At 47.5% G+C, this 19,823-nt stretch carries 15 protein-coding genes and 1 tRNA gene; 7 read left to right on the forward strand and 9 right to left on the reverse strand.

What is annotated here, in order from left to right; translation table 11 throughout:
• Position 1: 1 nt before the first annotated feature.
• Genes G459_RS0112195 through G459_RS0112205 form a run of 3 tightly spaced genes read right to left on the reverse strand, consistent with a single transcriptional unit; the run spans position 2 to position 3,039 of the window.
• On the reverse strand, positions 2–793 hold the full coding sequence (locus G459_RS0112195; RefSeq protein WP_026967909.1) for a rhomboid family intramembrane serine protease: 792 nt from the start codon (positions 791–793) through the stop codon (positions 2–4).
• Between the two features lies 1 nt (position 794).
• On the reverse strand, positions 795–2,636 hold the full coding sequence (gene mutL, locus G459_RS0112200; protein ID WP_026967910.1) for a DNA mismatch repair endonuclease MutL: 1,842 nt from the start codon (positions 2,634–2,636) through the stop codon (positions 795–797).
• The gene (locus G459_RS0112205) at positions 2,629–3,039 is read right to left on the reverse strand and encodes a hypothetical protein (protein WP_026967911.1); all 411 of its coding nucleotides are present in this window, start codon (positions 3,037–3,039) and stop codon (positions 2,629–2,631) included. Before G459_RS0112205 ends, mutL begins: the two co-directional genes overlap by 8 nt.
• A gap of 257 nt (positions 3,040–3,296) precedes the next feature.
• On the opposite strand from G459_RS0112205, the gene G459_RS0112210 reads away from it, so the two are divergent.
• A complete protein-coding gene (locus G459_RS0112210) occupies positions 3,297–6,239 on the forward strand; it encodes a serine hydrolase domain-containing protein (RefSeq protein ID WP_026967912.1) in 2,943 nt (980 codons plus the stop codon).
• Between the two features lie 921 nt (positions 6,240–7,160).
• On the opposite strand, the gene G459_RS0112225 is transcribed toward G459_RS0112210, so the two are convergent.
• The 4 genes from G459_RS0112225 to G459_RS0112240 all read right to left on the reverse strand — a co-directional run bounded on the left by G459_RS0112225 (position 7,161) and on the right by G459_RS0112240 (position 11,974).
• Positions 7,161–9,092, reverse strand: a complete 1,932-nt coding sequence (locus G459_RS0112225; protein WP_026967914.1) for a CHU_0125 family OmpA-like outer membrane integrity protein — start codon at positions 9,090–9,092, stop codon at positions 7,161–7,163.
• Between the two features lie 37 nt (positions 9,093–9,129).
• A complete protein-coding gene (locus G459_RS0112230) occupies positions 9,130–9,618 on the reverse strand; it encodes a hypothetical protein (protein WP_026967915.1) in 489 nt (162 codons plus the stop codon).
• Positions 9,619–9,693: 75 nt separating this feature from the next.
• The gene (locus G459_RS0112235; RefSeq protein ID WP_026967916.1) at positions 9,694–10,485 is read right to left on the reverse strand and encodes a (Fe-S)-binding protein; all 792 of its coding nucleotides are present in this window, start codon (positions 10,483–10,485) and stop codon (positions 9,694–9,696) included.
• Between the two features lie 157 nt (positions 10,486–10,642).
• Positions 10,643–11,974: a 4Fe-4S dicluster domain-containing protein gene (locus G459_RS0112240; protein ID WP_026967917.1), complete on the reverse strand. Its 1,332-nt coding sequence runs from the start codon at positions 11,972–11,974 to the stop codon at positions 10,643–10,645.
• 102 nt (positions 11,975–12,076) lie between these two features.
• On the opposite strand from G459_RS0112240, the gene G459_RS0112245 reads away from it, so the two are divergent.
• The 6 genes from G459_RS0112245 (at position 12,077) to G459_RS0112275 (ending at position 15,626) form a co-directional block, all read left to right on the forward strand.
• Positions 12,077–12,149 (forward strand) — tRNA-Phe (locus tag G459_RS0112245).
• Between the two features lie 279 nt (positions 12,150–12,428).
• Positions 12,429–12,920, forward strand: a complete 492-nt coding sequence (locus G459_RS0112250) for an RNA polymerase sigma factor (protein WP_026967918.1) — start codon at positions 12,429–12,431, stop codon at positions 12,918–12,920.
• Positions 12,917–13,354, forward strand: coding sequence for a hypothetical protein (locus G459_RS0112255; protein ID WP_026967919.1), 438 nt, complete (start codon positions 12,917–12,919; stop codon positions 13,352–13,354). Before G459_RS0112250 ends, G459_RS0112255 begins: the two co-directional genes overlap by 4 nt.
• 87 nt (positions 13,355–13,441) lie before the next feature.
• Positions 13,442–13,978: a DUF4252 domain-containing protein gene (locus G459_RS0112260; protein ID WP_026967920.1), complete on the forward strand. Its 537-nt coding sequence runs from the start codon at positions 13,442–13,444 to the stop codon at positions 13,976–13,978.
• Between the two features lie 140 nt (positions 13,979–14,118).
• Positions 14,119–14,598, forward strand: coding sequence for a DUF4252 domain-containing protein (locus G459_RS0112265; RefSeq protein ID WP_026967921.1), 480 nt, complete (start codon positions 14,119–14,121; stop codon positions 14,596–14,598).
• Positions 14,599–15,053: 455 nt separating this feature from the next.
• Entirely contained in the window at positions 15,054–15,626 is a 573-nt protein-coding gene (locus tag G459_RS0112275; protein ID WP_157373325.1) for a hypothetical protein, read from the forward strand.
• Between the two features lie 344 nt (positions 15,627–15,970).
• Here the strand turns inward: G459_RS0112275 and G459_RS0112280 are convergent, their stop codons facing one another.
• Complete coding sequence (locus G459_RS0112280) at positions 15,971–16,423, reverse strand: hypothetical protein (protein ID WP_026967923.1); 453 nt, start codon at positions 16,421–16,423, stop codon at positions 15,971–15,973.
• 689 nt (positions 16,424–17,112) lie between these two features.
• Complete coding sequence (gene clpB / locus G459_RS0112285; RefSeq protein WP_026967924.1) at positions 17,113–19,731, reverse strand: ATP-dependent chaperone ClpB; 2,619 nt, start codon at positions 19,729–19,731, stop codon at positions 17,113–17,115.
• Positions 19,732–19,823: the final 92 nt, after the last annotated feature.

The raw sequence follows: 19,823 nt of genomic DNA on the forward strand, positions 1-19,823 counted from the left end.
ATCAATAAAATGAGGTCTTGTCTTTTTTCCAATAATAAACCAACACCGCGCCGATCACCAATCCGCTCAGGTGGGCAAAGTGCGCCACGTTGTCCGTGGAGCTATTCAGCAATACGTTGTAAACGGTATAAAGTGCATACGCTCCCACCAAATATTTTGCCTTGACCGGCATCGGTGGGAAGAGCAGGAACAGCTGGGTATTGGGGAAAAGCATCCCAAAAGCTATAAGAACCCCAAACAAGGCTCCCGAAGCTCCGACCATCGGTGCGTTGGCGTGGAGTTTAAGGATCGCCTCCAGCGTCTTCTCCGCGCGCTCGATGAACATAGGATCCTGTGGGTTTCGACTGTATTGGTCTACAAAGTCAAAAACCTCCGGAGAAAAATAGCTCCGATTCTCCAGCACCAGTTTGTTGAAATACTCCGGGTCAGGATTGCCCTCAAAGGTCAGGACCTTTTCTTCCATGTTTTTATACTCGTACAGGGAATAGCCTGTATACAGCACCCCCGCTCCTACGCCACACACCATCCACAGAGTGAAGAGCTTCTTTGGCCCCAAAAACTGCTCCAGCAACGGACCAAAGACCAGCAGCCCGAGCATGTTGCTGAACAAATGCCAGAAATCGGCATGCATAAACATGTAGGTCAGAAACTGGAAAGGCTTGAAATAGGCACTTTGAATGTTATAAAGCGCAAACCATTCGTCCAAAACTGGAAAGACAAAGCTTGCCAGCACAAATACGAGGATGTTGATCAGCAGTAGATTTTGTACGACTGGGGTAATATTTCTAAACATGCTATTTTCCGAAGAAGGAGTGAATGCTACTTAAATCCAATTTCACAAAAGTTTTGTTCCCGGCGGGGGAATAGTTTGGGTTTTGGCAGGCAAAAAGCTGGCCGACCAGCGTTTCCATTTCCTGCGGATTGAGTTTTTGGCCCTTTTTAATAGATGATCTACGGGAAAGCGACCTCGCAAGATTTTCTCTTTTGTCCAAGGAGAGCTGATTCTTGAAATTTTTGAACTGCTCGATCAATCCTTCGAAGAGTTCTTTTTCGTTTTTTACCGGTACATCTGCCGGCACACCTTGGATGAGAACGGTGTCCTTTCCGAATTCCTCCACCACAAAGCCCAAACTTTGCAACTCAGGCAGCATGTCCATCACCAAAGCAAAATCACCCGTGTTCAGCTGAACCGTCGGCGGAAAAAGGCACTGCTGAGACGCGCCCTGCGCAGATTGGATCTGCCGGGAATAGCGCTCGTATAAGATCCGTTCATGCGAAGATTGCTGGTCGATGATCAGTAATCCGGTGGACATCTGCGCCACCACATAGCTCAACTCCACCTGAAACGTCGTCCCGGCGGACTCTTCGTCCTGGCGTGGGATCGCAAATCGGGGTTCGTCCGCCGATGCCCTGCTAGGAAAAGTCAGGATCTCCTGATCTTCATCCGGATCGGGCAGGGAAGATGGGACAGGATTGGGATTCCCTTCGAAAAGCCGCTCCCAGCCCGACACAGACGACTGCTTAAACTCCGGCGTGTTAAATGTCTTGTAACTGTATTCCCGATCCACCTGCACTTTAGTTTCGGGATTGTTCGTCCAGTTTTCCTGAAAATTCACATCAAGCGAAAAGTCCAATGAGGGTGTGACGTGGTGCGCGCCCAGGGCCTGCTTGACTGCCGAGCGAATCACCGCATAGACCGTCCGCTCATCTTCAAATTTGATTTCGGTCTTGGTGGGATGGACGTTGATGTCAATATGAGCCGGGTCAATGTCGAGAAAAAGGACATAAAAAGGATGCTGATCACTGGCAATCAGCCCATCAAAAGCCGAGCTCACGGCGTGATGTAAATAAGTACTTTTGATGAAGCGATTATTGACAAAGAAAAACTGCTCTCCGCGCGTCTTTTTGGCACTTTCAGGCTTTCCGATATAGCCCTTGACATTGAGATGGGGAGTTTCTTCGTCGCAAGGGACGAGCTGTCCCTGGTAGTTTTTCCCAAAAAGCCCGACGATCCGCTGACTCAACTTCCCCGAAGAAAGGCTAAAAACCTCCAAGTCTTGCTGGAAAAGAGAAAAAGCAACTTCCGGGTAAGAAAGAGCGACCCGCTGAAACTCCTCCACGATGTGGCGCATCTCAACGGGGTTGGATTTGAGGAAATTGCGGCGGGCTGGTACATTGAAGAACAGGTTTTTCATCGACACTGACGTGCCGACCGGAGCTGCAATCGGCTCTTGCCTCTTCACATCAGAGCCCTCGATCTGGATCAGTGTCCCCAGTTCAGCGTCAGTCTGGCGGGTCTTGAGCTCCACCTGCGCGACAGCGGCGATCGACGCCAATGCCTCTCCGCGAAATCCAAATGTCCGGATCGCAAAAAGGTCTTGGGAAGTTCTAATCTTGGAAGTGGCGTGCCGCTCGAAACTCATCCGAGCGTCTGTCGCAGACATACCCTTGCCATTGTCAATGACTTGGATCAGTTGCTTGCCGGCATCCTTGACCACTACCTGTACTTGGGTGGCTCCGGCATCGACGGCATTTTCCAGAAGTTCCTTAAGTGCAGAAGCGGGGCGCTGGACAACCTCTCCAGCGGCAATCTGATTGGCAATCGCATCCGGCAGTAGCTGGATGATATCAATCATCTTTCCTCCTCCGCTTTAAAAATCTGGACGCATAGAAAAGCCCACCCGCGATGAGCGCGACGTAGAGAAGGTAATTGAGAATGACCGGCCCAAGATAGATATACCCAAACGCGCCGATAATCATCGCAAAGAATAGCAGGGTTCTGATCATCGCCGTAGAGTTGAACATACTTGAGCTCTTCGGCTTGATCCCCCTGTGTTGGGCAAAAGACCCCCGAATCCCGCCTGCGTATGTTCTTGATCTACTTTCGATTTCCTCCGCATTCAGCAATCCTTCTTCCTCCATTTCCCTTTTAATCCGGGAAGTACGCTCCTCTATCTCCTCCTTGACGGGATCATAGTATCTGGGCTTGACATCATACCGCATGGGTGCGGTGCTGCGAAAGAGGGAGGGGAATTTCATAAGCTATTCGTTGGGATGATAGATGGGATCAGAAATTGAAGGAAAATAACGAGTCGTTAGAAAAGAGAGATACCGTAAATCACTTTTCTCCGTTTTTTAACCTTAAACCGTGTTCAATGTTGCCCAATCTTTCCTATATTCATTTTGTCGTCCCTTTCTCCAATGCACTGAAGCGACCAGGGACCTCGGGAAGTATACTCTTCCGTCGCGATCACAAATATATTTTGAAAGTTAAGGATTAAAAATTGAACTCAGTAATGAATAGAAAGCATTGGAGCCTGATTTCTTTTTTGATATTAACGGGATTATTCACTTCGGGAAAGACAGATCCCTTTGTTGCAAACGAAGATCCCCTGATCGCCGAAGACCGCCTATCCCAAGAATACTGGGTCGACAGCGTCTTCAATTCGCTGACTTTTGAGGACAGATTGGGCCAACTTTTCATGGTTGCCGCCTATTCCAACAAAGACCAACGACACGTCGATGAAATCAGCAATTTGGTTGCAACCGAAAATCTAGGTGGCTTAATTTTCTTCCAGGGAGGCCCGGACAGGCAGGCCCGGCTGACCAATTACTACCAAGCTCAGGCAAAGACTCCGCTACTCATCGCCATGGATGCGGAATGGGGCATTGGTATGCGCCTTGATTCCGTGGCAAATTTCCCGAAGGCGATGACGCTGGGCGCCGTGCAAAATCCGGACTTGATCTACGAAATGGGCTCGGAGATCGCGCGCCAGTTCAAGGAACTCGGGATGCACATCAACTTTGCTCCGGTGGTGGACGTCAATTCCAATCCCGACAATCCTGTGATTGGCTACCGGGCTTTTGGCGAAGATAAAGAAATGGTCACCCGTCGTGCAGTCGCCTATATGAAGGGATTGCAAGATCACGGTGTCATGGCAAATGCCAAGCATTTTCCCGGCCACGGGGATACAGAGACAGACAGCCACTATGCGCTGCCTGTGATCAATCATCCCGAAAAACGCATCTGGGACATCGACCTCTATCCTTATCAGGAGCTATTCAGAGAAGACCTCATGTCGGTCATGGTCGCACATCTCAACGTCCCCAGCCTAGACTATGGCGCCAATATTCCTACCAGTCTTTCCAAACCTGTGGTCACGGATTTGCTCCAGAAGCGGATGAATTTTCAGGGTTTGATCTTCACCGACGCGCTAAATATGAAGGGCGTCGCAAATTTCAGTAAACCGGGAGAAGTAGATCTAAAAGCGCTTTTGGCGGGAAACGACGTGCTGCTATACTCTCAAGATGTCCCCAAAGCGAAAATCCTGATCAAAGATGCTGTAAATCGGGGACTGATTGCCGAGTCAGAGCTTAATCGCCGGGTCAAAAAAGTCCTCAAAGCAAAGTATTGGGCAGGATTGAATCATTACAAACCTATCGACACCTACAAAATTGCCGAGCGCCTGAACACCCCATCGACGGCGGCCGTGATCGAGAAACTCTACGCCGAATCGATCACCGTGGCGGCCAACAAAAACGACCTTCTTCCATTCAAGAACCTGGATCTGACCAAATTCGCGAGTTTGTCGATCGGTGACGACGGCAAGGTCTTCAGCCAGTATTTGAAAAATTACGCTTCTTTCGATCATTTCACCGTCCAAAAAGCCGCCGGAGAATCCTCCCACTACAATCTGATGAAGCAACTCGAGGACTATGACGTGGTCGTAGTAGGCCTGATGGGAGTGACCAATAGTCCGCAGCGGGCATTTGGGATCGCTCCCGGTGACATCGGCCTGATCAGGGAGCTGGAGAAAAGACAAAAAGTAGTCACCGTTCTATTTGGCAATGCCTATGGGGCGAAAGCTCTGGAGGGTTTTGGTAATGTCGTATTGGCTTACGAGAATTCTCCGGAAACCCAAAAACTGGCGCCACAGGTACTTTTTGGCGGTAGGTCGGCGATGGGCATTCTGCCGGTCACAGTCGGCGGGCTGTATTCTCACGGCGTGGGAGGATTTCTAGCGTATTCTCATCGCCTTTCCTACGGAGCTCCTGAAAGCGTGGGTCTGGACAGCAAGATTTTGGGGGGAATCGACGCAATAGCCGAGCGAATGATCAATATCCAGGCAGCTCCGGGAGCAAATGTCTTGGTGATGAAGGATGGAAAAGTCGTCTTCCAAAAATCATACGGGTACTTCGATTACACAAATTCCAAACCGGTGACTGCGGAAACAGTCTATGATTTGGCGTCCATCACCAAGGTATTGGCAACGACCCAGGCGGTCATGTTTCTCCAAAGCCGGGGTGAGCTCGAGATGAACAAGACCTTGGGCGACTACTTGCCGGAGCTGAAAGGCACGAACAAATCCAACCTGAAGCTAAAGGATGTGCTGATGCACGAAGCAGGACTGAAGGCTTTCATCCCGCATTATGTCCACACCGTACAGTCGGGCCAATGGCGTGGAGATTACTACAAAGCCCGCGTCGAACCCGGATTTTCCCGACCCGTCTCCAATGACATGTATGGCAGAGACGCGCTTCGGGACAGTATCTGGAGCTGGACTGTGAAGTCGGATCTACTGCCAAAGCCAGCCAAATACGTCTACTCTGACTTGACCATGTACTTCATGCAGGCGGTGGTAGAGCGCATCGTCAACCAGCCGCTGGATGAATTCCTGGATCAAAATTTCTATGCTCCGCTGGGACTAAAGACGCTAACTTTTAATCCGCTCAATAAGATGCCGATGGAAAACATCGCTCCGACTGAAAACGACGTCGCCTTCAGAAAGCGACAGATTCAAGGCTATGTTCATGATCCGGGAGCTGCAATGTATGGAGGCGTCGCCGGTCATGCGGGACTATTTGGTACCGCCAACGACCTTGCGGTGATGATGCAACTCATGCTAAACAAGGGAACCTACGGCGATGTCACACTCATCAAGCCCGAGACAGTGGAAACATTCACCAAGCGTCAATCCACGATGAGTCGCAGGGCTTGGGGTTGGGACAAACCAGACCTTGAGATGGGTAAAGGCGGTTCGGCGAGCAAATTTGCCCCTAAAAGCACCTTTGGACATACTGGATTCACCGGCACTTGTGTCTGGGCAGATCCCGAAAATAACTTGGTCTACGTGTTTCTCTCCAACCGGGTCTATCCGGCAGCAGAAAACACCAAGCTTTACGACGAAAATATACGAACCAATATCCACGATATCATCTATGAGGCGATGGTGAAGTGAGATTGCTCTTAGACGGCGTCACGTTGTACCTTCTCTTTACCGCTACCTCCAATGTCAATGAGTAGAAGAATTATTCTTTTCCTATTTTTCATCACGACGAACTCGCTAGCAACAATTGCATAGAATAAATTGGTTATCCGTGATTTGAAGGGGCTTAAATGGGAATATGATAAACGCTATTCATTACTAGATTCTACTGAATATTTCGCTTACTCGTTTTCTATCGCAGACGTAATTGATACAGCCGAAGAATGGGAAAAGCTCGATAGATGCAGTTGCGAAATGAATGGCGACACAGTTCACATTAGGATTTATAATATTTTAGCAGAAGGAGGAATTGCGGTGCTTATAGCGCTAGACAATCATTCTTGGACATCATATATTCAACACTACTCGGATATCGAGGATTTCAAATCAGGTTATTTTTATAACTACCAACCTGAACTATCAACGTTGTTTGTAAATTTTCCTAACTACAAAGTAGGCGACATTCTAACCGGATCAATCGATATAACGAGCAAAAATTTGAAGACCCTAAACCTTGACGTATTAACTCTTAAAGGCAAGTTCCAATGCATCATAGTGAAAAATAAAAGCAGATAACATACCTTATGCTTGGACGGTGCTAGGCAAACACTGTCGGTGTTCCAGAAATTTCTTCTAGTCTGAGAAACGGTCAATTGCGTTTATATTTTAACAAATCCGATTCTACTTTGGTGTTGTGAAAATCAATTTGCCCTTTTGCAGTGATCGAGAAGTTCATCTTTTTTTTGCTTACAGAGTAAATCTCAAGAGAAGAAAAAAAGGCCATCCGGAATAATGTTCCGAAAGGCCTTTTCTAGTTTCAACGCTACCTGCCCCACTCTTGGTTCTTGAGCCTTGGTTCTTACCTCTGGCGTCTTGATACTAACGTTTAGGCACCTATTCTTCCTTGATCTCAATCACCTTAAACTCGGTGCGTCGGTTGGTCTGATGTTCTTCCTCCGTCTGCGCATCTTTGATGATCAGCTGTGATTCTCCATAGCCTTTGGCCACCAGTCTTTCGGCCGCCACACCCTTAGACACGATATAATCGACTGCAGATTGGGCTCTTCGCTGCGACAGATCCAGATTGTATGCATCGCTGGAGCGGGAATCTGTATGCGAGCTCAGTTCTATACTGATGGCAGGATTGTCCGTGAGGATTTTTACCAATTTATCCAGCTCGATGGCTGCATCCGGCCGGATTTCAGCTTTATCCAAATCGTAGTAGATATTGTCCAGTACGATGGATTTGTCTAAGATTAACTGATCCAAAACCAGCGTGGTATCCAGCGTAATGTTGGTCACTTCCTGAACGAGCGTCGCTGGATCTGGTGTTTTCCCCTTGGTCGTGTAAGGAATCGACTTGGAGAAATAGCCTCCCTTAGAGGCAATGATGGTGTAGTCAGAATCAGCGTTCATGGTGAATCTCACACGCCCGTTGGTATTGGAGAAATCTCCGCCCTGCTGCTTGTTATCCGATCCGTAGAGTACGACGCGGGCCTGCGGCAAAACCGCTTCAGTCCCGTCTGCTTTGGCTTCTTTGGTATAGACGTTTAGCAGGATGTTAATAATTTTCGGCTTCGGCGTCTTGTCTTCAAAGAAGTAAATGTCGTCGTCTCCAACTCCATCTGCACGATTGGAGGACAGGAATCCCGCCTTCGGATATTCGGTAAAGAAGATCCCAAAGTCATCGTCTTGGCTATTGATATTTTGTCCCAAGTTTCTGATCACCTGCGTGCCCGAGGCATCATTCTCCGCGACAAACACATCAAGCTTCCCATATCCGGGATGTCCATCCGAAGCAAAGAAAAACTTACCATCCGCAGCCATTCTGGGAAACATCTCATTCCCCGGTGTATTGACAGTCGGGCCAAGATTCACGGCGTTGCCAAAGTCGCCATTAGCGACCTTAGTTGCCTTGTACAGATCCAAACCTCCGAATCCGCCGGGTCTGGTTGATGCAAAATACAATTCGGAACCGTCCGGGCTGAAAGCTGGAGTGGTGTTATACCAAGTCTCATCCTCATTTACCGGCATCCAGATGGGCTGTGTAAAGCCCGCTCCGCGGAAATAGGATACAAATAGCGTCGTCTCTGGATAGTCTTTGGACGAAACTGAGTTTCCTCTCGCGTAAATGATGGTATTTCCGTCAGGACTGATAGCAATGGCGCCCTGATTCAGACCATCTTCGTTTCGGAATTCCGGCAAAGCTTGCACCGCGCCTGCATCCACTTTCAATCCATCGGCCCGGGCTCGAAACAACTGCGTGTAAGGTGTACCTGTGGCGGGATACAAACCGGAGGCTTGTCTTCCTGAAGTGAAATAGAGGAAATCTTCGCTCAAAACAGGGGAATAATCAGGCCCCGGTGTGTTCAGCTCCTTGTAATTGACCAGCTCATGTTTGGGCCAGTAGTTTTCGATGCCTTCGGCGAGTTTGATGGATTCGATCTCGCGCTGGTTTCTGGCCAAAAGCGCCTCGTCAGACGTATAACCTTTCGCTTTTTCAAAAGCTGCTTTTGCTTCCTCGTTCTTTTGTTGGGCCTTTAAACTTTGACCCAGGAAAAAATAGTGGTTGAAAGAAGGTTCTTCCTCGACGAGTTGGCGATAGTAAGGCTCGGACTTCTCGATTCGGTTGGAAAGCCGATAGCTTTCTCCGATCACCCGATTGGCTTCCAGATTGGCGGAGTCCTGCTCCAGAATTTGCGTAAACGTGTTGATGGCATATTGGTACTGCCCGGATAGGAATTGATCATTTCCTTTTTCCTGGAGGCTTTTGCAGCCACTCAGCAAAAGAATCAAAACTGGTATCCACAAAAAATGCTGCTTCATCGATAGGCGATTGTCGGTCAATACTGAATATTACTAATTAATTTGGAAAATATCTGTTTAGCCAACTATTTCGGACGGGTTGCCACATATTTTTTAGATCGGACTTGGTTCGTATGAGAGGATTGATCACCGCTGTGTCCAGATTAATCTCGCCAGCAGTCACCCGGGCCTTCACTCCCAAGGCAGGTATAACTGTCATTTCCCCGCTCGGCTGCTTCAGACTAATCTTGCCCTGATCAGTCAGATTGGTGTCCAGAAGACTTTCTAGCTCACGCAAAGTCCGGACGGAACTATCAATCGAACAGCCACTTGCCCCAAGATTGCTTTCGTCAACTGCCAAAAGAAGAATCTGATTTTCGACCAAATCAAAGGAAGCCGGCATATGATTGCCGTGCGTATTCCAGCCTTCGCAAAAACTGCTCAAGCGCTCTCGGACCAGCTGCGCTTCGGAATCTGAGAATTTGTGGTCTGCCTGATACACCCAAACTCGGGAATACTCTGGCATCTGTTCAAAAGGGAGGTACATAAGTTAGTTTGTCTCACAAAGAAAAACCCTTTCTGCATAACGGCAAAAAGGGCTGAATGGATTCAAAACACGGAATTAAATCCCCATGTCTTTGGCAACCATCTCTGCCAGGTCGTAGACTTTGACCTCGGCTTCGCGGTTCTTGTTTTTCACCCCGTCGGTCATCATGGTCAAACAAAACGGGCAGCCGACTGCAATCGCCTGAGCACCGGTAGCCAAGGCTTCCTCCGTACGCTCGACGTTGATGTCCTTGTTGCCTGGTTCCGGCTCTTTGAACATCTGGGCACCTCCGGCTCCACAGCAGAGTCCCTTGGTCTTGCAACGCTTCATTTCGACCAACTCTATATCCAACGCCTTGATGACTTCCCGAGGCGCTTCGTAGACATTGTTTGCCCGGCCAAGAAAGCAGGAGTCGTGAAAGGTGATCTTCTTCCCTTTGAACTCTCCTCCGCCCTGAAGCCGGACTTTTCCATCATTAATCAGCTGCTGGAGAAACTGGGAATGGTGTATCACCTCGTAGTTTCCACCGAGCGCGGGATATTCGTTTTTGATCGTGTTGAAGCAATGTGGACAGGCGGTCACGACCTTTTTCACGTCGTAGGCATTCATCACCTGGATATTGCCGACAGCCTGCATTTGGAACAAAAACTCGTTCCCAGCTCTCCTCGCCGGATCTCCCGTGCAGGTCTCCTCAGGCCCGAGGACCGCGAAGCTTACGCCGACCTTGTTCAGGATCTTCACAAATGCCTGGGTGACGGCCTTGTAGCGCTCATCAAAGGAGCCCGCGCAGCCCACCCAAAAAAGGACTTCCGGGCTTTGCCCGTTCGCGGCCATTTCGGCCATGGTGGGTACTTTATAGGTTGACATAGCTTTGAATTACGATTTTAGAATAACGATTTACGAGGCCTTGATTGCTATTAAAGTCAATTCAATCAGTCAAACTAAGCCTTTTAAAAATACTTTTAACTTTTTCAGTGCAATCTATCATTGTTTGCTGAACACTAAGACTGGCAACTGCGACTGATCACTGTTCACTCTCTTTCACCTTGTCCGCCCAGTTGAATCGATCCGACGGGCTGAATTTCCAGGGGGAAAAACTCGTCTCCATGTTCTGAAACATCGCATTCCATTGCGCCGGAGTGCCGGATTCCTCCATCGCTACATAGCGACGCATCTGCAAGATGATCGAAAGCGGATCGATATTTACCGGACAGGCCTCCACGCAGGCATTGCAGCTGGTACAGGCGTTAAGCTCTTCTTTGGTGATGTAGTCACCTAGGAGTGATTTGCCATCTTCAAAACCAGCGCCTCCGGCGTCCATGCTTTTACCGACTTCTTCCGCCCGATCCCGGACGTCCATCATGATTTTTCGCGGAGACAGTTTCTTGCCCGTAATATTCGCAGGACACTCCGCTGTACAGCGGCCGCATTCCGTACAGGAATAAGCGTTGAGTACATTGATCCAGCTGAGGTCATTGACATCTTTGGCACCAAACCGTCCGATCTCTGCGGGCGGCTCCGCAGGACTTTCCACCGGGATACCCAACATCATATTCACTTCATTGGTTACCTCTGGCATATTCTTCATCTCTCCTTTTGGCTTCAGATTGGAATACCAAGTATTAGGGAATGCCAGGAAGATGTGCAGGTGCTTGGAGTAGGTGACGTAAATCGCGAAAAACAAAATCCCGATGATGTGAAACCACCACGCAGCACGCTCAGCGAAGATCAAAAAGCTGTTGGAAAACCCGTCGAAAATCGGATGAAACAAGCCACTGAAGAAAAGAGGCCCCACTAAGACATAGTGCCCTACGCCTCGCTCGGCCAGGATTTGGTCTGCCGCGTTCATCTTCAGAATGGCAAACATCAACACGATCTCAATCACCAGGATCAGATTGGCATCCATCGCCGGCCAGCCTTTTAATTCGGGTTTGTTGAGTCGCGGGACCTTCAGCACGTTTCTTCGGATGAGAAAAGCAAAACAGGAAACAAGCACTCCCACCGCTAGAAACTCAAACATATTCATCGCAGCAGTATAGAATCCCCCCAGAAATGGGGCGAAAAGCCGATGCGTCCCCAAAATCCCGTCGAGGACAAATTCCAGCACCTCGAGATTGATCACAAGAAATCCCACATAAATCAACAGGTGTAAAAACGCAGGAACAATGCGCTTAAACATCTTCTGCTGACCCAAGGCGACCAGTCCCATCGTCTTCCATCGAAGAGCTGGTTGGTCATTTCGGGTTTCGGTTTTTCCCAAGAGGATGTTCCTCCGGAGAAATTTGATCCTCTTACTCAATATATACCCCGCGGCACCCAGAATCAGCACAAATGCGAGTTGTTGTAAAATGCTCATATTGATCTGATTAGCGTGTTTTTTGTAGTTTTAGGCTTATTTTTTCTCAAAATGGTTTGGTTCAAATGGTCAAATTTCTACCTTTGCATCACTTTACGAGTCGGTGATATAGCTCAGTTGGTAGAGCATCGGACTGAAAATCCGTGAGTCGGTGGTTCGAGTCCACTTATCACCACCCTCCCGATCCCCACGGATCGGGATTTTTTTTGCCTTTTTCTCAAATTTTCGGGGCTCAAAAGCGATTTTTTCATCCATGCAAAATATAAAATAGTCTGCATGCATACTATTTATTGATCCAAATTTAAATTGAATCTAAGCCAGGCAGCGGTGCTAAAACGCCCACTTCCCCAGAGTTATCCCACTCAAAACAAGCTGCTTTAGGCATCGGAAAATATTTTCGCGATTTTTCAGACTGAAGTGTAACATTTCAGGACTTGCCGCATCATCTACTTAAATGAATTCATTTTTCGAAACGCACATCTGGCCAATGAGAGGCAGGCTTTACCGCCTGGTCTATCTCTGGATCAAAGACCAGTCCCTGGCGGAGGATGCGCTTCAGAATGTCTTCGAAAAAACCGTGGAGCGTCAAAAGGAACTCCAATCACATCCCAATCTGATGGGATGGATGGTGAAAAGTCTGAAAAATGAGGTACTGATGCACCACCGGAAAAACCACCGGCTCGAAGGAATTGAAAACATGAAGGAGCCGGCGGTGATCGAACCAGACGCGCTGGAGTCAGCAGAATCGCATCGACTGATCTTTGACTTGGTGGATGGCCTGCCGGAAAAGCAACGCGAGATCTTCCAACTCAGAGAAGTCGAGGAAATGAGCTATGAAGAAATAGCCACTCAGATGGAAATCAGTCTCGACCAGGTGAAAGTAAACCTCCATCGGGCGAGAAAGACCCTTCGGGAAAAATTAATCAACCAAGGAATTACGAGATGATGTCACACATAGAAGAACTGCTGGAGAAATATTGGGAGGGAGAAACCTCCCTGAGCGAAGAAAAAGAGCTTCGAAAGCTAATCCTCGAAGCCGAAGGCTATGAAAAGGAAAAGGAGCTTTTTGCTGCACTTGGGCACTTCAAATCTTTGGAACCGCAGAATCTGAGCATCCCTAAAGGAAAAACCCGTAGGCTAATACCCCAATGGACGCGATGGGCTGCTTCGGTTGCAATCCTGCTTGGCACCTACAGGGGCTGGTCGGTCTACGAGCAAAAGCAAGCTGAAGAGCAGGCTTACCAAGAGGTCATGCAAGCTTTGGCAATGATCCAGACGAACCTATCCAAAGGTCAACAACAGCTGCAACCGCTCAATGACCTGAAATATTTGAACACAACGAATCAGCTTTTCCAACTGAATCAAAAACAAACACAATGAAATCGAGCACGAGGCGAAACCCCACACATCAGCACAATTATAAGCGGTGCGAGATTCCATATAGCCTCTAAAAAAAATTGTAATCATATGAAAAAGTCCCTTCTATTACTGCTATTCCTAATTGGCATCGCGAACGTGTCTATGGCCCAGGACGACGCCATCCAGAAGTTTTTCTCCAAATACATGGAGGATGACCGCTTTTCGAGAGTGTATATCTCTCCGAAGATGATGCAGATGGCCGGCGGCTTTCTTAAAAGCAATGCCGGGACTGATGCAGAGGCAAAAGAGCTCGGTACGCTGATCGGCAAGATCAAAGGAATCAGAATCCTGTCTTCTGAAGAAGTCGAGGGAATGACTCTTTATAAAGATGCGATGGCCACCTTGGACAAAAACCAGTACGAAGAACTAATGGACATCCAGGACAAGGGAAGCAGCCTGAAGTTTATGGTGCGCGAAGAAGGCGGACTGATCAAAGAGCTAACAATGCTATCCGGCGATGCCAAATCCTTCACCTTGCTCTCCATGCTCGGCAGCTTCACCTACGAAGACCTGAATCTTCTGGCCGAAAAGACCGACATCCCAGGCATGGATCAGTATGGCAAAGGGCCCAAGGGACCTAAATAAATACTCTTTAAAAAAACCTTACCAACTAATCCAACACCAACTCAATACATGAAATCGAGCATGACGACGAACGTCACACACTGGGATGATATCACCATGCGAAGATTCCATATGGCCTTTAAACGACAAATTATAAACATATGAAAAAGCTCCTTTTAACACTCTCATTTCTGGCTGTGGTCATGGTTGCCCAAGCACAAAGCAAAAGTGTCGCCTCCTTAAAAGACAAATACAAAGCTGACGACGACTTCTTCCACCTCGAATTGGGAGGTAGCTTTATGAATTTCGCAGAAGGTTTCAAGATCGACATCGACGAGGATGACCTTGCAACAGTCGCCAAATCCGTCGAAAAACTGAATTTCTTCACCCTTCCCGATGGCTCCGACACTTTCTCTGAATACAAGACGCTGCAGAAAGGGCTGGAAAAGGAGCGCTACGAACTCCTCATGGAAGCCGCGGAAGGAAAAGGCGGCGTGATGATCTACTCCAAGGGAGCTTCAATCATCTCCGATTTGGTGATTTTGGTAGAAGATGAAAACGAAGGCGACCTCATGGTGATTGAGCTGAAGGGAAAATTTACCCAAGAAGCTCTTGCGAAGGCTACCGCACAGGTGAATTGACCAAAAAAAGAAACCTGATTTTCGCTTTTCAACATCAAAAGCCCGGAAATTCCGGGCTTTTTGCATTCAGCCTAAAATAAATTTAATTTTTTTTCAACTTCCACAATCGATTGCGAGAAAGGTAAAATTCATACTGATGTAATTACATCATTTGGATTTAATAGCATAATACAAATTTTTATTCTGAAATCAACAAGAAAGGCATCACAAAACTGTGTTCGCAATCGATATCAGCCTTAAATTATGCTTTTTTCAATTATATTATGTTTTTGTTAATGATTCAGAAATTATTTTAAAGTTTCATTGAAACATTTGTAATTGAGTTTCCGTGTAGTATCTTTGTAATGTAATTCGAATCGCATCGATGCCATGTAACCCAAAATCTCCCCTCGATAGAATCAGTCTATCCAGCGGTTACAAACAAAATCTACAACCTATTCAAACCAACTAGAAACATGAAAAAATTATTCACTATGCTTTTTGTTGCGGGGATCGCAACAGGAGTATTTGCCAAAAACGATGAGAAGTCTGTGGAAATCAGACAAACTGAGCCAGCTAAAGTAATGGTAGCTTTTGCCTCTGCTCCTGAAGGAGTATTGACCGTGAAGATCACCGATGCTGACAACCGTCTGGTATTGCGTGACAGAATCACCAAAACTGAAGCTTTTGCAAAAAGATACGACCTGAATGCACTTCCAGTAGGCGATTATTCAATCGAAGTTTCTGACGCGAACGGTACTTTGAGAACTGCAACCTTCAACACTGAAGTAGTAGTGAAGCCATTGGTGTTCACACGAGTGACTGAGATGGGCGACAACCAATACAGACTATTGGTCTCTAGCCTGGAGTCTAAAGACGTAACTGTTCAAATCTACGATGGAGACAAGATGATCCACACTGAGGTAATCGACAATCCTCAGGGCCTTCATAAAATCTACACCATCAACAAGCCAAGCTACCCGGATGCGATCAGCTTCAAGGTGACTGCTTCCAACGGATTTGAAGCGTATGCAGCTTCTGTGAAATAATTAAACCAACTAGGATTAAAACCCCTGCTGAGGCAACTCGGCAGGGGTTTGTTTTTTTTCTGCTTACACATAAAGCCTTCCTCCGAAGCGCCCACTTGAAAATTTGATGGTTATGGTTCGGGACACTGCGAATACCATAAACCACTGATTGTAAATAAACGACTGGCTCAGTTCACCAAATCAAAATTCATTTCCAAGTATCTTTCTTAACACACTGCGAAAGGTCGAACAAATTTTAATGAAGTCGTCCCCCTCTAGTGAGTTCATCAATAGCACAAATCAAAAAGCGCCCCCTCCCTACTCAACAAGAATGAAGGTATCATCCTGCCGATGACTACTGCTTTCTAAAAGTCACTATCCTGGATTTTCTTAAAAATCATTTCATTCTCGCCAGCAACATCATTAATAATCGGAGAAATCACCAACTCTTCATCTGAAACTCTTCGCAGAAGGGCTTTTCTAAAATAAATTCTATCAATTTCTTTGATCATCAAAGTATCATCAATCAACTTCCATATAGCTCTTCTATGCACAACATTATCAGATTCCACGCTACTGTACTTCAACGTATCAGCGCCAAACTCATAGTAAGTGCTATCGAAAGTCATTTCAAAAGAATCTTCTAACATATTCCTACTATACTCATCAGCTAATTGATAACCATCAGAAAGCCGAATTACATCTATAGCATCATAGGAAATCAACTTCCAACGACCAATTAATCTTTCATCAGAATTCTCTTTCCAAGGAAAAATTAAACTTAAAACCACAAAATAAACAGACACATATAGTTTCATAAAAACATCTCATTAAAATTCCCCTGTTCACCGACAAAGCTACGTGCAAAACCTCCAACGCCTGAAAGGATATGACCTTGGGAGCCTTCTATTGTCAAGAGGGCAAACAAATCCTACAGTAACCCTTCCACCCTCCAATGAAGATCTCCATCTCGTCATTTGTTGGCTTTTTATAGTTGTTATTGGTTTTGTTGTGAAAAATTATTTACTGGGTTATTTTAAGAAATCCCACCTAACCATGCAAATCACAATCGGCCAGCTAACTATATCGAACTAAAAAATTGGATTATTTCCAATATGATTTACGGAATATATTACTGAACTCTTCGCTAGCCCCCTTAAAATCTTCTAACATACTCGTTTATCAAGCGTTTCTCGGAATATTATACTTATTTTCAACTATCTTCAGTTTCTACGAAAATTACAATGACTTTAACCAAGGTCAAATGGACAACAGGCTCTTTAGCTCATATAAATCTGGTGCTACCTTCAGCTTAAGCCCCAGATAACCAGAGCCGAAGACGCAGTACTACATCGAACGAAAAGCAAGTCCACTGCACTCATTTTACCAATGCCTAGAACATTTACCCTGCCTTTACCTGCTTGTATTCAAACTTCAAATCTCGGGACTAGACGAAAAAACCCTCAGAGATCGTTCCCCAAGGGTTTTCTTTGATATGGCGACTTGATTAGATATCCGCTGTTTCGACGTTTTTGAAATAAACCTGCTTGTCTGCATCCAAATCCACCAAGACTGCCGAGTCGTTTTTGATATAGCCTGACAGGATTTGCTTCGAAAGCTCGTTCAGAATCAGCCGCTGCATCGTTCGCTTCAGCGGTCTAGCCCCAAACTGCGCATCAAACCCAACCTCGCCAAGGTAATCCAACACCTCTTTGGTGGCTTCAATCTCAATATTGGCTTCAGACAGACGATTCTGAATCTCCTTCCATTGGATGTCGACAATCTTGCGGATGATCTGCTTGTTTAGCGGCTCAAACATGATCGTCTCGTCGATTCGGTTTAGAAACTCCGGCCTCACCGACTGCTTCAGCAAGTCGTACACTTCAGCTTTGGTCTTCTCCAAGATCTCGTCTTTGTTCCACTCTTCCATGTCAGCAAATCGCTCCTGAATCAAATGAGAGCCAATATTGGTCGTCAGGATGATGATTGTATTCTTGAAGTTGGCGATACGGCCTTTGTTGTCCGTCAAGCGACCGTCGTCCAACACCTGAAGCAGGATATTGAAGACATCGGGATGCGCCTTTTCGATCTCATCCAGCAACACCACAGAATAAGGTTTTCTCCTCACCGCTTCGGTCAGCTGACCACCCTCGTCATAGCCTACATAGCCTGGAGGCGCTCCCACGAGCCGGCTAACCGCATGACGCTCTTGATACTCGGACATATCGATCCTGACCATGGCGTTCTCATCATTGAAGAGGTATTCGGCCAGCGCCTTAGCTAACTCAGTCTTCCCGACACCGGTAGTGCCCATGAAGATAAAGCTGCCAATCGGCCGCTTGGGATCCTGGAGACCCGCCCGACTTCTGCGCACGGCATCAGACAAAGCAGAGATTGCTTCCCGCTGTCCAGCGACTCTCCTGCCAAGCTCCTCCTCCAGATGAAGGAGTTTTTCGCGCTCGGATTGGATCATCTTCGACAGAGGGATTCCCGTCCACTTGGCTACCACGGCAGCGATATCCTCTTGGTCGACCTCTTCCTTAAGAAGCGGAGAGCCCGCCTGCATCTCATCCAATTGGTTTTTGAAAGATTCCAGTTTCTTCTCTGCCTCCACGATCTTACCGTATCGGATCTCGGCTACTTTGCCAAAATCTCCCGCGCGCTCCGCTTGCTCAGCTTCGACTTTCAACTTGTCTATGGCTTCCTTCTCGCGTCGGATGCCCATGATCACCGCCTTCTCACTTTCCCACTTGGCTTTCACACTTTGGCGCTTCTCCGAGAGCTCAGCGATTTCTTTGCTCAGGACGGTCTCTTTGTCACGGTTATTTTCTCTTCGAATCGCCTCGCGCTCGATCTCCAGCTGCATGATTCGACGGTTCAGTTCGTCTAGCTCCTGCGGCAGGGAATCGATCTCCATCCGCAATTTGGCGGCAGCTTCGTCCATCAAGTCAATGGCTTTGTCGGGAAGAAACCGATCAGAGATATAGCGCTGCGAAAGCTCGACAGCTGCGATGACCGCGTCGTCCTTGATTCGCACTCCATGGTGCAATTCGTACTTGTCTTTGATCCCCCGGAGAATCGAGATTGCATCAGCCGCATCCGGTTCATCTACCAGGACCGACTGGAATCTACGCTCCAGCGCCTTATCCTTTTCGATGTATTTTTGGTATTCCTTCAGTGTAGTAGCGCCGATCGCATGCAATTCGCCACGAGCCAAGGCCGGCTTGAGCAGGTTGGCCGCATCCATCGCGCCCTCGCCTCCACCTCCGGCGCCGATCAGGGTGTGGATCTCATCGATAAACAGGATGATTTCGCCCTCGGCGTCGGTCACCTCTTTGATCACGGCCTTCAGACGCTCCTCAAACTCGCCCTTGTACTTTGCGCCAGCGACCAGCAAGCCCATATCCAATGAGATCAGCGTCTTGGACTTCAGGTTTTCCGGCACGTCGCCGGACACAATTCGCTGCGCTAATCCCTCTACAATCGCGGTCTTACCCACGCCCGGCTCACCCAAGAGAATGGGATTGTTTTTGGTCCGGCGGGCAAGAATCTGCAACACGCGACGAATCTCTTCATCACGGCCAATGACGGGGTCGATCTTGCCTTTCTTGGCGAGATCATTCAGATTCTTGGAGTATTTCTCCAAAGCCCTGTATTTGCTTTCTGCGTTTTGATCGGTCACTTTATTTCCTTTTCTAAGTTCCTTGATAGCTTCGATCAGCGGCTTTTCAGCCAAACCCTGATTTCTGAGCAGCTGGGCGGTAGCATCGCTTCCCGCCAAAATAGCCAAAAGCAAGTGCTCGATGGCCACAAATTCGTCTCCAAATGTCTTGAGGTAGTCTTTGGCCTTGGCCAGTACTTGGTTGGCTGATCCCGACAAATAAGGTTGCTGGTTTCCTCCGCTCACTTTGGGCAACTTGGCAAGCTCCTGATCGAGTTTTTGAGAGATCAATTGCTTATTCGTGCCCAGCTTTTTGAAGAGAAAATCGGCCACATTTTCGTCGACGTCAAAGATGCCCTTCAGCAAATGCGGCGTCTCGATCGCCGGAGCGCCCGCCGCGGCTGAAAGTTCGGCGGCCTTCTGAATTGCTTCCTGCGATTTGATGGTAAATTGGTTGAAGTCCATAGTGGTGTGTTAGTGGTGTTAGTCTTTTCCACCAAGCTCAAATGTTTCGCCAAGGGCAAATTTCAGCCAGAGTGGCTGGAAAAAAGTATGTT

The organism is Algoriphagus terrigena DSM 22685, assembly GCF_000429445.1.
In the GTDB taxonomy this organism is placed as follows: domain Bacteria; phylum Bacteroidota; class Bacteroidia; order Cytophagales; family Cyclobacteriaceae; genus Algoriphagus; species Algoriphagus terrigena.

Excerpts from the sequence above, each read along its gene's own strand:
- G459_RS0112230 (WP_026967915.1), bottom strand. The coding sequence starts at position 9,618 with ATGTACCTCCCTTTTGAACAGATGCCAGAGTATTCCCGAGTTTGGGTG.
- G459_RS0112265 (WP_026967921.1), top strand. The coding sequence starts at position 14,119 with ATGAAAAAGCTCCTTTTAACACTCTCATTTCTGGCTGTGGTCATGGTT.
- G459_RS0112225 (WP_026967914.1), bottom strand. The coding sequence starts at position 9,092 with ATGAAGCAGCATTTTTTGTGGATACCAGTTTTGATTCTTTTGCTGAGT.
- G459_RS0112240 (WP_026967917.1), bottom strand. The coding sequence starts at position 11,974 with ATGAGCATTTTACAACAACTCGCATTTGTGCTGATTCTGGGTGCCGCG.
- mutL (WP_026967910.1), bottom strand. The coding sequence starts at position 2,636 with ATGATTGATATCATCCAGCTACTGCCGGATGCGATTGCCAATCAGATT.
- G459_RS0112250 (WP_026967918.1), top strand. The coding sequence starts at position 12,429 with ATGAATTCATTTTTCGAAACGCACATCTGGCCAATGAGAGGCAGGCTT.
- clpB (WP_026967924.1), bottom strand. The coding sequence starts at position 19,731 with ATGGACTTCAACCAATTTACCATCAAATCGCAGGAAGCAATTCAGAAG.
- G459_RS0112280 (WP_026967923.1), bottom strand. The coding sequence starts at position 16,423 with ATGAAACTATATGTGTCTGTTTATTTTGTGGTTTTAAGTTTAATTTTT.
- G459_RS0112275 (WP_157373325.1), top strand. The coding sequence starts at position 15,054 with ATGAAAAAATTATTCACTATGCTTTTTGTTGCGGGGATCGCAACAGGA.
- G459_RS0112210 (WP_026967912.1), top strand. The coding sequence starts at position 3,297 with ATGAATAGAAAGCATTGGAGCCTGATTTCTTTTTTGATATTAACGGGA.
- G459_RS0112260 (WP_026967920.1), top strand. The coding sequence starts at position 13,442 with ATGAAAAAGTCCCTTCTATTACTGCTATTCCTAATTGGCATCGCGAAC.
- G459_RS0112205 (WP_026967911.1), bottom strand. The coding sequence starts at position 3,039 with ATGAAATTCCCCTCCCTCTTTCGCAGCACCGCACCCATGCGGTATGAT.
- G459_RS0112195 (WP_026967909.1), bottom strand. The coding sequence starts at position 793 with ATGTTTAGAAATATTACCCCAGTCGTACAAAATCTACTGCTGATCAAC.
- G459_RS0112235 (WP_026967916.1), bottom strand. The coding sequence starts at position 10,485 with ATGTCAACCTATAAAGTACCCACCATGGCCGAAATGGCCGCGAACGGG.
- G459_RS0112255 (WP_026967919.1), top strand. The coding sequence starts at position 12,917 with ATGATGTCACACATAGAAGAACTGCTGGAGAAATATTGGGAGGGAGAA.